Annotated in this window: 11 protein-coding genes; 8 read left to right on the forward strand and 3 right to left on the reverse strand. The window is 71.3% G+C overall.

Annotated features, from left to right (window positions below):
• Positions 1 to 18 precede the first annotated feature (18 nt).
• Both AB0O34_RS13235 and pgi read left to right on the forward strand, forming a co-directional pair.
• On the forward strand, positions 19 to 2,373 hold the full coding sequence (locus tag AB0O34_RS13235) for a glycosyl hydrolase family 65 protein (protein WP_363915615.1): 2,355 nt from the start codon (positions 19 to 21) through the stop codon (positions 2,371 to 2,373).
• Between the two features lie 78 nt (positions 2,374 to 2,451).
• Entirely contained in the window at positions 2,452 to 4,083 is a 1,632-nt protein-coding gene (gene pgi / locus AB0O34_RS13240; protein ID WP_363915580.1) for a glucose-6-phosphate isomerase, read from the forward strand.
• Between the two features lie 40 nt (positions 4,084 to 4,123).
• On the opposite strand, the gene AB0O34_RS13245 is transcribed toward pgi, so the two are convergent.
• Entirely contained in the window at positions 4,124 to 4,351 is a 228-nt protein-coding gene (locus AB0O34_RS13245) for a hypothetical protein (RefSeq protein ID WP_363915581.1), read from the reverse strand.
• Positions 4,352 to 4,560: 209 nt separating this feature from the next.
• Between AB0O34_RS13245 and AB0O34_RS13250 the strand changes: the two genes are divergently transcribed.
• Positions 4,561 to 5,718, forward strand: a complete 1,158-nt coding sequence (locus AB0O34_RS13250; protein ID WP_363915582.1) for a histidine kinase — start codon at positions 4,561 to 4,563, stop codon at positions 5,716 to 5,718.
• Positions 5,715 to 6,404 (forward strand): response regulator transcription factor, encoded by a 690-nt coding sequence (locus AB0O34_RS13255; RefSeq protein ID WP_363915583.1) that lies wholly within the window; start codon positions 5,715 to 5,717, stop codon positions 6,402 to 6,404. The genes AB0O34_RS13250 and AB0O34_RS13255 overlap by 4 nt, the downstream gene beginning before the upstream one ends.
• Positions 6,405 to 6,460: 56 nt before the next feature.
• On the opposite strand, the gene AB0O34_RS13260 is transcribed toward AB0O34_RS13255, so the two are convergent.
• On the reverse strand, positions 6,461 to 9,331 hold the full coding sequence (locus AB0O34_RS13260) for an AAA family ATPase (protein WP_363915584.1): 2,871 nt from the start codon (positions 9,329 to 9,331) through the stop codon (positions 6,461 to 6,463).
• Between the two features lie 265 nt (positions 9,332 to 9,596).
• On the opposite strand from AB0O34_RS13260, the gene AB0O34_RS13265 reads away from it, so the two are divergent.
• Positions 9,597 to 10,058 (forward strand): PPOX class F420-dependent oxidoreductase, encoded by a 462-nt coding sequence (locus AB0O34_RS13265; RefSeq protein WP_363915585.1) that lies wholly within the window; start codon positions 9,597 to 9,599, stop codon positions 10,056 to 10,058.
• 144 nt (positions 10,059 to 10,202) lie between these two features.
• Positions 10,203 to 10,469: a trypco2 family protein gene (locus AB0O34_RS13270; protein WP_363915586.1), complete on the forward strand. Its 267-nt coding sequence runs from the start codon at positions 10,203 to 10,205 to the stop codon at positions 10,467 to 10,469.
• Positions 10,470 to 10,479: 10 nt separating this feature from the next.
• Here the strand turns inward: AB0O34_RS13270 and AB0O34_RS13275 are convergent, their stop codons facing one another.
• On the reverse strand, positions 10,480 to 10,638 hold the full coding sequence (locus AB0O34_RS13275) for a hypothetical protein (protein ID WP_363915587.1): 159 nt from the start codon (positions 10,636 to 10,638) through the stop codon (positions 10,480 to 10,482).
• Positions 10,639 to 10,719: 81 nt separating this feature from the next.
• Here AB0O34_RS13275 and AB0O34_RS13280 point away from each other — a divergent pair, with 81 nt between their 5' ends.
• Positions 10,720 to 10,851 carry a hypothetical protein gene (locus AB0O34_RS13280; RefSeq protein ID WP_363915616.1) on the forward strand — a complete coding sequence of 44 codons (132 nt, stop codon included), beginning with the start codon at positions 10,720 to 10,722 and terminating at the stop codon, positions 10,849 to 10,851.
• 127 nt (positions 10,852 to 10,978) lie between these two features.
• Complete coding sequence (locus AB0O34_RS13285; protein WP_363915588.1) at positions 10,979 to 12,286, forward strand: glycoside hydrolase family 18 protein; 1,308 nt, start codon at positions 10,979 to 10,981, stop codon at positions 12,284 to 12,286.
• The last annotated feature ends 31 nt before the right edge of the window (positions 12,287 to 12,317 follow it).

Consider the following 12,317-nt stretch of genomic DNA (forward strand, 5'->3'; position numbering starts at 1 on the left):
CGAGGTGACGGGGGCGTGATGATCCAGCATCCGGCGTTCGCGGTCGAGCCCTGGGCGGTGCGGGAGTCCAGCCTCGATCTCGATCTGCTGGCGCAGACCGAGTCGGTGTTCGCACTGTCCAACGGGCACGTCGGCCTGCGCGGCAACCTCGACGAGGGCGAGCCGTACGGGCAGCCCGGCACCTACCTCAACTCGGTGTACGAGCTGAGGCCCCTGCCGCACGCCGAGGCGGGGTACGGGGACCCGGAGTCCAGCCAGACGGTGGTGAACGTCACCAACGGCAAGCTGATCCGGCTGCTGGTCGACGACGAGCCGTTCGACGTGCGGTACGGGAGGCTGCACGAGCACGAGCGGGTCCTCGACCTGCGCGCCGGTACCTTGACCCGCCGGGTCCACTGGAGCTCCCCGACCGGAGGCGAGGTGCGCGTCACCTCCACGCGGCTGGTGTCGTTCACCCACCGGGCGGTGGCCGCGATCCTGTACGAGGTAGAGCCCGTCGACCGGTCGCGCGGCGTGGTCGTGCAGTCGGAGCTGGTGGCCAACGAGACCGTGGAGTACACGGGCGGCGACCCGCGCGTCGCGGCGGCTCTGGAGTCGCCCCTGGTCCTGGAGGAGAACGCCCCGGTGACCGACGGAGTGGCGATCATGGTGCACCGCACCCGCGCCAGCCACCTCCGGGTGGCCGCCGCCATGTGCCACGAGGTCGATGGTCCCGAGGGCACGCTGATCGAGGCCCAGGGCAGCGGCGACGTCAACCGCCTCACGATCGCCACGCGGCTGGAGCCGGGCCGGCGGCTGCGGCTGGTCAAGTACTTCGCGTACGGCTGGTCGGCCAAGCGTTCCCGGCCCGCCATGCACGACCAGGTCGTCGCCGCGCTGGCCGCCGCCCGGCTGGTCGGCTGGGACGGCCTGCTGGCCGATCAGCGGCGGTTCCTCGACAAGTTTTGGGAGGGCGCCGATGTGGAGGTCGAGGGGGATCCCGAGGTGCAGCAGGCCGTCCGCTTCGGGCTGTTCCACCTGGTGCAGGCCTCCGCGCGGCTGGAGGACCGTCCCATTCCCAGCAAGGGGCTGACCGGTTCCGGCTACGACGGTCACGCCTTCTGGGACACCGAGATGTTCGTGCTGCCGGTGCTCACCTACACCCACCCCCGGGCCGCCGCGGACGTGCTGTCGTGGCGCAAGTCGATCCTCCCGAAGGCGAAGGACCGCGCCGTCCAGCTCGGGCTGCGCGGGGCGGCCTTCCCCTGGCGGACGATCAACGGCGAGGAGTGTTCCGGCTACTGGCCGGCCGGAACCGCCGCGTTCCACATCAACGCCGACATCGCCTGCGCGGTCGTACGGTATGTCGACGCCACGCAGGACACGGAGTTCGAGCGGGACACCGGCCTGCCGCTGCTCGTCGAGACGGCCCGGCTGTGGTGCGCGCTCGGCCACCACGACGCCGACGGGCGGTTCCGCATCGACGGCGTCACCGGCCCCGACGAGTACAGCGCCGTCGCCGACAACAACGTCTACACCAACCTGCTCGCCCAGCAGAACCTGCGTGAGGCGGCCGAGACCGTCACCCGCCACCTCGACCGGGCGCAGCAGCTCGGGGTCACCCTGGAGGAGGCGGCCACGTGGCGGGACGCGGCCACCGCGATGTTCGTCCCCTATGACGAGCGGCTTGGCGTGCATCCCCAGAGCGAGGGGTTCACCAGGCACGCGGTCTGGGACTTCGCCGGCACGAGGCCCGATCAGTACCCCCTGCTGCTGCACTTCCCGTACTTCGATCTCTACCGCAAGCAGGTGGTCAAGCAGGCCGACCTCGTGCTCGCGATACAGCTGCGCGGCGACGCGTTCACGCCCGAGCAGAAGGCCCGCGACTTCGCGTACTACGAGGCGCTGACGGTCCGCGACTCGTCGCTTTCCGCCTGTACGCAGGCGGTGATCGCCGCCGAGGTGGGGCAGCTCGATCTCGCCTACCGCTACCTCGGCGAGGCGGCGCTGGTGGACCTGGACGACCTGGAGAAGAACACCGTCGACGGGCTCCACCTGGCGGCGCTGGCCGGGACGTGGATCGCCCTGGTCGCCGGTTTCGGCGGGACGCGCTTGGGCCAGGGGCGGCTGTGCTTCGCGCCGAAGCTGCCCTCGGGCATAACGCGGCTGGCCTTCCGGCTGCGCTACCACGGCCGCCTGCTGCGGGTCGGCATCACGCCGCGCTCGGCGACCTACCGGCTCATGGAAGGTGAGCCACTGACGCTGACCCACTACGGCAAGCAACTCTCGGTCGACGGGCGGGCGGTCACCCGCCCGATCCCGGAGGTCCCGGTGCCCGAGCTGACGATCCGCCAGCCGCCCGGCCGCGAGCCCGCCCCGCGCCGTCCGGGCTGAAGCCGCGTCCCGCCTGGGACGATTGCGTGAAGAATCGACCTACAAGAACCGCCTCGCCAGCGACCGGAGGAACCACCGATGTCCACCGTCCCACTCCGTGACCGTGCCTCGTGGAAGGCGCTTGAGCAGCACCACGCCGAGACCGGCGGTCGCCACCTGCGCGAGCTGTTCGCCGAGGACCCCGGGCGTGGTGAGCGCATGAGCGCGGAAGCGGCCGGGCTGTATCTCGACTACTCCAAGAACCGCGTCACCGACGAGACGCTGCGCCTGCTGACCGAGCTCGCGCGGGAGTCGGAGCTGGAGGAGCGCCGGGACATGATGTTCCGGGGCGAGCCCATCAACACCTCCGAGGGCAGGTCGGTGCTTCACGTCGCGCTGCGGATGCCGAAGGACGCCTCGCTCGTCGTCGACGGCACGGACGTCGTCGCCGAGGTGCACGAGGTCCTCGACCGTATGGCGGACTTCGCCGGGCGCGTCCGCTCGGGCCAGTGGAAGGGCTACACGGGCAAACCGATCAAGAACATCGTCAACATCGGCATCGGCGGTTCCGACCTCGGGCCGGTCATGGCGTACGAGGCGCTGCGCCACTACAGCAGGCGTGACCTGACGTTCCGGTTCGTGTCGAACGTCGACTCCACCGACTTCGTGGAGGCGACCCACGACCTGTTCGCCGACGAGACGCTGTTCATCGTCTCGTCCAAGACCTTCGGCACGCTGGAGACCCTCGCCAACGCCCACTCGGCACGCGACTGGGTGATCGGCCAGCTGGGCACCGACGAGGCGATCGCCCGGCACTTCGTCGCGGTGTCGACCAACGCCGGCCGCGTCGCGGAGTTCGGCATCGACACGGCCAACATGTTCGGCTTCTGGGACTGGGTGGGCGGCCGTTACTCGATGGACTCCGCCATCGGGCTGTCGACCATGCTCGCCATCGGTCCCGAGCACTTCCGCGAGATGCTTGCGGGCTTCCACGAGATGGACGAGCACTTCCGCACGGCACCGCTCGCCGAGAACCTGCCGGTGCTCATGGGCCTGCTGGCCGTCTGGTACGTGAACTTCTTCAAGGTGCAGACCATCGGCGTCATGCCGTACGAGCAGTATCTGAAGCGGTTCCCCGCCTACCTCCAGCAGCTCACGATGGAGTCGAACGGCAAGCACGTGACCCGCGACGGTCACGACGTCGACTACGACACCGGGCCGGTCTACTGGGGCGAGCCCGGCACGAACGGCCAGCACAGCTTCTACCAGCTCATCCACCAGGGTACGAAGTTGATCCCCGTCGACCTGATCGGGTTCGGCAAGAGCCTCAACCCGCTGCGCGACCACCACGACCTGCTGTCGGCCAACGTCTTCGCCCAGGCTCAGGCCCTGGCCTTCGGCAAGACCGAGGAGGAGATCCGCGCAGAGGGCACCGCCCCGGACGTGGCGCCCCACCGGGTCATGCAAGGCAACCGTCCCACGAACGTGCTGCTCGCCGAGCGGCTCACGCCGCACCTGCTCGGCGTGCTCGTGGCCCTCTACGAGCACAGCGTGTTCACCCAGGGGACGATCTGGGGCATCGACTCCTTCGACCAGTGGGGAGTGGAGCTGGGCAAGGTACTCGCGGGTCAGATCGCCCCTGAGCTGGTGAGCGAGGCCGAGCCCGAGCTCGCGCACGACTCCTCCACCAACGCCCTCATCCGCCGTTACCGGAGCCTGAAGGAGAGCTAGCCCCGGGAGGCGGCTCGCGCCCTGGACGCGCCCCGCCGGGTCACGGCTGGGCGCGTTCCGCGGCGATGACCAGGACCAGGCCAAGGACCGCCAGGCTCAGGTTCGCGTAGAGCTCGTACCCGGTCAGGAAGTCCACGCGGGGGATGACGACGCGGTTGAAGAAGTTGAGGAGCAAGCTGAAGAAGGGCTGGACGGCGAGGTGGTCGATGGTGCCGCTGACACCTTCGAGGATCAGGATCATCCCGAGCAACTGGAGGGGTTGGCGCATGCCGCCAACGCTAGGGATCGGCGCCGCCGCGGCGGATCGGCCACAGGTCTCTCCACTCCCGACCGATGTAAGCGCTGACGGCACGGTGGCCGACGTAGGCATCGTCGCGCGGGCACCCCGGCCGACGAAAGCATCGACCACCGCGACTTAGGTATCGCTCACCGTTCCGGCCACTGAGTCCCGCCTCCCTGATCGGTAGCCTCGGGAGCATGGACCCCCCTGCGAGCCGCACCCACCGGCGCAGCCGACGGGACTGGATCGTTGACACCACCCTGTTCACGCTGGCGGTCGCCTACGGGGTCGTGACGTCCGCCGCGCGTCTGGACGGGTCCTCGCTGCCGGTCCCGAAGTGGCTGTTCAACCTCGACCAGATCACCGGCGTCCTGGGATGCGCCGCGCTGTGGCTGCGCCGCCGCCGTCCGGTCGGGCTGGCCGTGGCGCTTGGGGCTCTTTCGGCGTTCTCCGAGCTGGTGGCCGGTGCGACGGTGGTGGCGCTGTTCACGGTCGCGGTGCACCGGCGCCCGCGGACCACGGCGGCCGTCTCCGCGCTGAGCGTGCTCGCCGCGGTCGTCTACGTCCTGCTGCGCCCGGAGCCGGGCACGCCAAGCCTGCTGCTGTTCCTGCTGGCCGTCGCCATCTACGGCGCCGCCGTCGGCTGGGGGCTGTTCATCCACAACAGGCGCCGGCTCGTGCTGTCGCTGCGTGACCGCGCGGCCCGCGCCGAGACAGAGGCCCTGCTGCGCGCGGAGCAGGCCCAGCACCACGCCCGCGAGGCGATCGCCAGGGAGATGCACGACGTGCTCGGCCACCGGCTGTCGCTGCTGAGCGTGCACGCCGGCGCGCTGGAATTCCGTCCCGGCGCCCCGCCCGAGGACATCGCCCGCGCGGCCAAGGTGATCCGCGAGAGCGCCCACCAGGCCTTGCAGGATCTACGTGAGGTCATCGGCGTCCTGCGCGCCCCGGTCGGCGAGCTTCCCCAGCCCACCTTCGCCGGCATCCGGCAACTCGCCGCCGAGTCCGTACGGGCGGGGATGCGGGTGGACCTGCGCGAGGAGACCGGCGGCGCCGTCCCCGACGGGGTGGGCCGCACCGCCTACCGCATCGTGCAGGAGGCTCTCACCAACGCCCGCAAGCACGCCCCGGGAGCCGAGGTCAGCGTCCGGGTGTCGGGTGCGCGGGGGCAGGGCCTGACCGTCCAGGTCCACGACACGGGCGGCGTCCCCGGGCCCGAGTTCGAAGCCGCGTCTTCCGGCCAGGGGCTGGTGGGGCTGGCGGAGCGCGTCGCCCTGGCGAGCGGGCGCCTGGAGCACGGGCCCACCGCGGAGGGTGGCTGGTCGCTGTCGGCCTGGTTACCCTGGCCCGCATGACCCCATCGGAGCCTCCGGCGATCGGCGTGCTCATCGTCGACGACGACCCGCTCGTGCGCGCCGGGCTGGCGATGATGCTGGGCGGGGCCCCGGACATCCGCGTGGTGGCCGAGGCGGGCGACGGGGCCGAGGTGCTTTCCCTGGTCGATCGGCACGCCCCCGAGGTGGTCCTGATGGACATCCGGATGCCCGTGATGGACGGGCTGGCCGCGACCGAGGCCCTGCGGGCGCGCCGCCACGCGCCGGAGGTCATCGTCCTGACCACCTTCGACGCCGACGAGCATGTCCTGCGGGCACTGCGTGCCGGAGCCGCCGGGTTCCTGCTCAAGGACACCCCGCCCGATGAGATCGTCGACGCGGTACGCCGGGTGGCACGGGGCGACCCGGTCCTGTCACCGGCGGTGACCCGTCGCCTCATCGCCCGCGTCGCCGAGGCGAGCCACGACCGGCGCCGCGCCCGCGCCGGGGACCGGCTCGCACTGCTGAACGGCCGTGAGCGCGAGGTCGCCGTCGCCCTCGGCCAGGGCCGGTCGAACGCCCAGGTCGGGGCCGTGCTCCACCTCAGCGTCCCCACGGTGAAGACGCACGTCTCCAGCATCCTGACCAAGCTCCGGCTGAACAACCGCGTCCAGATCGCGCTGCTGGTGCACGACGCGGGCCTCCTCGACGACCACGAGCCGGGGTAGTCGCCGGCCGCCGGTCGACCTCGTATGACGGTGGGGACGCCCCGAGGGCCGTCGGGCTAGCTGTCGAACAGGTGGAGGCGGTGGGCCGTCGCCGACGCCTCGCCCCGGGAGGCGACGCCCAGCTTGGCGAGGATGTTGGAGACGTGCACGCTCACGGTCTTCGCCGAGATGAACAGCTCGGCGGCGATCTCGCGGTTGCTGCGACCGGTCGTCACCAGACGCAGCACCTCGTGCTCGCGGGCCGTCAGCCTCAGCTCGGTGCCCTCGGAGGCGGCCGGGAGATCAGGGGCGGCGGACTCGTCGGCGATCGGCAGGCGCGCCCTCCTCGCCAGGGAGCCGATCTCATCGGCCAGGGGCACGGCGCCGAGCCCGCCGGCGAGGAGCGCCGCCCGCGACAGCCGCCTGGCCGCCTCGTCGCGCTCGCCCGCGGCGACGGCGGCGTGAGCGGCGCCGAGCAGGGCTCGGGCCTCGGCGTACGGCTGGCGCAGCGCGGCCCAGGCGGCCACGGCCCTGTCGTAGGTCGCGAGGTCGGCCGAACCGGACTCCCGGGCGGCCTCGGCGGCGAAGGTGAGACGGTGCGCCTCCTGAAGATCTCCCTCCGCCTCCTGCGCGCCCGCCAGAGTGCGCAGCTCGTCGAGCAGGGGACCGGCCACCTGGACGCTCGTCACGAGCACCGGCCAGACGTAGCGGGAGCCGGCGCTGCCGTCGTGCACGCGCAGGGCCTTCTCGACCAGCTTGAACGCCTCGTCGCCGCGACCGCGCCCGATCAGCAGCTCGATCTCCCTGCGGAGGTGCGGCAGGATCGTCTGGTCGCGGTAGGTGCCGGCGGCCATGACGCTCCTCGATGACTGGAAGAGCGCGTCGGCCCGATCGAGCTCGCCGCGGGCCAGCGCGATGTCGGTGGCGAAGCCCTGCAGGCTCGCGCGGTAGGGCGCGGGCGGCATGACGTCGAGGGCGCGCTGGATGACGTTCAGCGCCTCGTCCCAGCGCCCCAGCGAGAGCAGCGGCTCGGCGAGGTTGATCGCCAGGAAGGCGCCCGAGGTGCGTGCCATGCCATACGCCTCGGCGTCGGCTATGCCCCTGCGGGCGACCTTGGCGGCCTCCTCGTGCCACCCTGCCCCCTCCAGCGCGTCGGACTCGGAGATGGCGGCCCGCATGAGCCCGTGGTAGGTGGGGGCCCGGCTCGCGATCTCGCGCACCCGCGCGAACGCGGGGCCCTGGACCTCCATCTTGGAGTAGCGGCACCGGGTCCAGGTCAGCGTGATGAGGGCATGTGCCTCGGTCTCGGCGTCACCCACCTGGCGGGCTATGCGCATGGCCTCCTCCGCCAGCGCTTCCTTCTCGGCGCAGGCGTCGGGCCCGTGGAGCACGCGGGCGAGGTTCTCCAGCACCTTGCCGCGGAACTCGGTCGGAGGGTCGGCGGGGACGAGCCGGGCGGCGGTGCGCAGGTCGTCGACGAACCCGGCCCGGCCGAGGTCATATCTGACGAGCCCGCGCTGCCGCAGCACCTGGGCCGCCCGGATGGGGTCGGCGTCGCTGTCGATCTCGCGCAGGGCCGCCTTGGCCAGCGAGATGCCGCGCTCGAACTCCCCGGCCAGGTGGGCCACGGTGATGGTCTGCCTGAGCACGTCGATGTAGTCGCACTCGGTCTTCGCGGCCGCGTCGGGCACGGTGTCCCACAGCTCCAGCACTCTGGTGAGCATGCGCAACTGCTCGTCGTAGGCCGCCGACTTCCTGGCGGCGACCGCCGCGCGCCACGCGCTGAGGAGCGCCGACGGGGCGTCGTGCGCGGCGTGCCAGTGGTGGGCCAGCTCGATCGCTCCGCGCAGGGCGGGAAGGATGGCGGGGGCGCGCTCCAGGGTCTGGGCGAAACGGGTGTGCAGGCGGGTGCGCTCGCCGGGGAGCAGGTCGTCGTGGATGGCCTCGCGGATCAGCGCGTGCCTGAAGGCGTACCCCTCGCCGTCGACCACCAGCACGTTGCCCGCGACGGCGGGGCGCAGCGCGCGGGACAGGGCGCCGTCGTCGAGGCCCGCGACGGCGGCGAGCAGGGCGTGCTCGATGCGGGCTCCGCCCGCGCTGGCCACCCGGAGCAACTCCTGGGTGTCCTCGGGCAGGCGCTCGACGCCGGCCAGGAGCAGGTCGCGCAGCGACTCGGGCATGGCCGCGCCCTCGCCGCCGCTGAGCAGCGCCTCGACGAACAGCGGATTGCCCTCGCTGCGGGCGTAGATCATGTCGACGTCGAGAGCGAGGGGCTCCCCGTCGAGGATGCCGGCGGCCTGCTCGACCACCTCGCGCCGGCTCAGCCTGCCCAGCTCCAGCCGGGCGACCCAGTCGATGCGGCTGAGCTCGGACAGCAGCGGGCGCAGGGGGTGGGTGCGGTGGAGCTCGTCGGAGCGGTAGGTGACGAGGGTGAGCAGGCGGGTGTCCGGCTGCTGGTAGCGGGTGAGGAACGACAGCAGATCACGGGTGGACCGATCGGCCCAGTGGGCGTCCTCGATGACCAAGATGGTCGGCTCCAGCTCGGCGAGCCGCTCCATCAGGCCAAGGACCTGCTCGAACAGCCGGGCGCGGGCCTCGGCGCCGTCGTCGTCGGGCTCGCCGAATTCCGGCAGGAGGCGGGCCAGCCCGCGCGTGCGCCCGCCGGGCACCAGGGCGGCGATGCCCTCGCGGCCGAGGTCGCGCGCCAGCGTGCGCAGCACGGCGGTGAAGGGGGCGAAGGGCAGCCCGTCGGTGCCCAGCTCCAGACAGCCGCCGACGAGGACCCGGGCGGCGCCCGCCCGCTGGACGAACTCGCGGGTGAGACGGGTCTTGCCCACGCCGGCCTCGCCGCCGAGGAACACGGTCGTCGCCGCTCCGGCGCGCGCCCGCGCGAGCGCTTCACCGAGCACGCCAAGCTCGTCCGCGCGCCCGACGAACAAGGGGCTCACCGTATGGGCCATCACGCCACAAGCATGTCATTCAGGCCCGACATTTCCCTAGGACAGGCGAGGTCGCCGGGGGTCCGCTCGACCACGCGGTCAGGTGGGCGACGCCAGAAGGCGACATGAGATCATCCGGCTCGGCCGCTGTGATCGGCTGAGTGAGGCCTCGACCCGTCCCAGCTCCACCAGCGCGACGGCCCCTCGTCCCCGAAGAAGGAGCCCGTCGGCCCGTCCACACAGGTCGGTGCCGGGGGTTGGTTACAGTGAGATCATGAGCCCGAGGATCGCGACCGCGGACACGGTCACCCGTGAGCAGCTGCTCGACTTCATCCGTGAGCGTCACAGGGCGCTCGTCATCACGTCGCGGCGTGACGGGGGGCCGCAGGCTTCCCCTGTGAGCTGCGGCGTCGACGAGCTGGGCCGCATCGTGGTGTCCACCTACCCCGAACGCGCCAAGACCAAGAACGCGCGGCGCGACCCCAAGGTGAGCGTCGTCATCCTGTCGGACGACTTCGACGGGCCCTGGGTTCAGGTCGACGGGGCCTGCGAGGTGCTCGACATGCCCGAGGCGCTCGAACCGCTGGTCGAGTACTACCGGTCCATCTCGGGCGAGCACCCCGACTGGGACGACTACCGCGCGGCCATGGAGCGGCAGGGCAAGTCGCTGCTGCGCATCACTCCGGTGAAGTGGGGCCCGGTCGCCACGGGCGGCTTCCCCGCGCGCCTCGGCTGATCACGCGTACGGCGGCCGTGGTTCCGATCTTGAGGAACGCCATCTTTGGGAATTTGGCGGGATTCATACCTGTGCGTCGACGCGGCTGACCGGGAGGTGGGAATGACTTCTCCGGGAACGCGGGTGACGAGAGGAACGAACGACATGGCACACGAACCGCTGTCACTCGCCGATGCGATGGACCTCGTGCGTGGCGAGGTCGGCAAGGCGCGCATCAGAGCCGAGGTCCTGGGCGAGGAGCTGCGCTTCAGCGTCGGCACCGTCGAGGTGGACTTCTTCGTCCAGATCATCCGTGACGGGAAGGACGACGGCGAGATCAAGCTGGGAGTCGTGGAGGAGGGCGGCTCCAAGGGGGGCGACACCCACCGCGTCAAGTTCCCTCTCACGCCCGTCTTCGAGCCCAGCCCTTAGAGGCGCCACCTCACTCACCAGTCGGCACGTCGATCGCGCGGTGACCTTCGCCGACTCCCTTGACGAAGATGGCGTCGCCGATGGAGTTCTCCGTGCGCGGCGGCAGGATCTCCTGGCAGGCGGCCGGCCGGTACGCCCAGCACCTGCGTGGTGAGCGGGAAGCGCTCACCGTCGACGACCTCGTGGCGCCGTTCGCGCTCGTAGTGGTTCTCTCCTTCGGCGTAGGCCTCGCCGAGCCTCCGCCTGCTCCCTGGGTGGAGTCCCGGCTCCGGGCATCGTCCTCATCCGCTCGGAGGAGCATATGGCCTGGGCCGCGGACGCAGGCCCGGACCCGGACTGCCTCCGCCCGGCCCTCGCGGCGTGGTTCGGCCCTCCGCGCTGACATTCCCGTACGAGGACAATCCCGGCAGGGCAGGGACAAGGCATTGACGCGCCGCACGGCGGACTCTACGATCCGTAAAAACTCATAGGAAACTTTCCTATAAATAAAGCTCCTGGAGCAAGTGGAGATGGCCGTGCGACGTCCTTTCCAGCACCTACTCGCGGCGGCGATCGCCGTCGGCCTCGCCGCGGTGGCCGTACCCGCCGAAGCCCTGGCGGCGACGGCCGCACCCGCGCGAGCCCAAGCGCACCCGGACGGCGGTGACCGGTTCAAGCGGGTCGCCTACTTCATCCAGTGGGGCATCTACGGCCGCGACTACCACGTCAAGGACGTGGACACCAGCGGTGCCGCCGCCAAGCTCACCCACATCAACTACGCCTTCGGCAACGTCGGCGCCGACGGCACGTGCGTCTCGGCCGACGCCTGGGCCGACTGGCAGCGGCCGGTCTCCGCCGAGGAGAGCGTGGACGGCGTCGCCGACGAGCCAGGCCAGGCGCTCAACGGCAACCTGAACCAGCTCAAGAAGCTCAAGGCCAAGAACCCCGGCCTCAAGGCGTTGATCTCCCTCGGCGGCTGGACCGGGTCGAAGTTCTTCTCCGACGCCGTCAGCACCCCCGAGGCCCGCAGCGCGCTCGCCGCGTCCTGCGTGGGCCTCTGGCTCAAGGGCGACCTGCCAGGCCTGGCGGCGGGCACCGGCGCGGGCGTCTTCGACGGCATCGACCTGGACTGGGAGTGGCCGGGCTCGGAGGGCAACGCCGGCAACGTCATCCGGCCGGAGGACAAGCGCAACTTCACGCTGTTCGCCGCAGAGCTGCGCCGGCAGATGAAGGCGTACAACGCCAAGAGCGAGCTCACCGCGTTCCTGCCCGCCGCCGCAGCCAAGATCGACGCCGGCTTCGAGGTCCGCGACGTGTTCCGCAGCCTCGACTTCGCCACGATCCAGGGGTACGACCTGCACGGCTCATGGGAGGCCAGGACCGGCCACAACGGCAACCTGTTCACCGACCGCAAGGACCCGAACCCGGTCAAGTACAGCGTGGACGCCACCGTCCGCGACTACCTGTCGCGCGGCGCCCCCGCCAAGAAGATCGTGGTCGGCGTCCCCGCGTACGGGCAGGGCTGGACCGGCGTGAAGTCCACCGGCAACGGCCTGTACGCCCAGGCCACCGGCGCGGCCCCCGCGACATGGGCGCCCGGCACCGAGGACTACAAGATCCTGGTCAACAAGCCGGGCAAGCGCTTCCGCGACGTGCTCACCGGCACGCTGTGGCTGTACGACGGCAACGAGTTCTGGTCGTACGACGACCCGGCGTCGCTGCTGGAGAAGGCCGCCTACATCAGGCTGAAGGGGCTCGGCGGCTCCATGATGTGGTCCATCGACCAGGACGACACCAAGGCCTCCCTCACCTCGGCACTCTACAAGATCCTCCGCTGACGCCGGCCCCGCTGGCGGCGTTACCGGCCGG

Source organism: Sphaerisporangium sp. NPDC088356 (genome assembly GCF_040685555.1).
In the GTDB taxonomy this organism is placed as follows: domain Bacteria; phylum Actinomycetota; class Actinomycetes; order Streptosporangiales; family Streptosporangiaceae; genus Sphaerisporangium.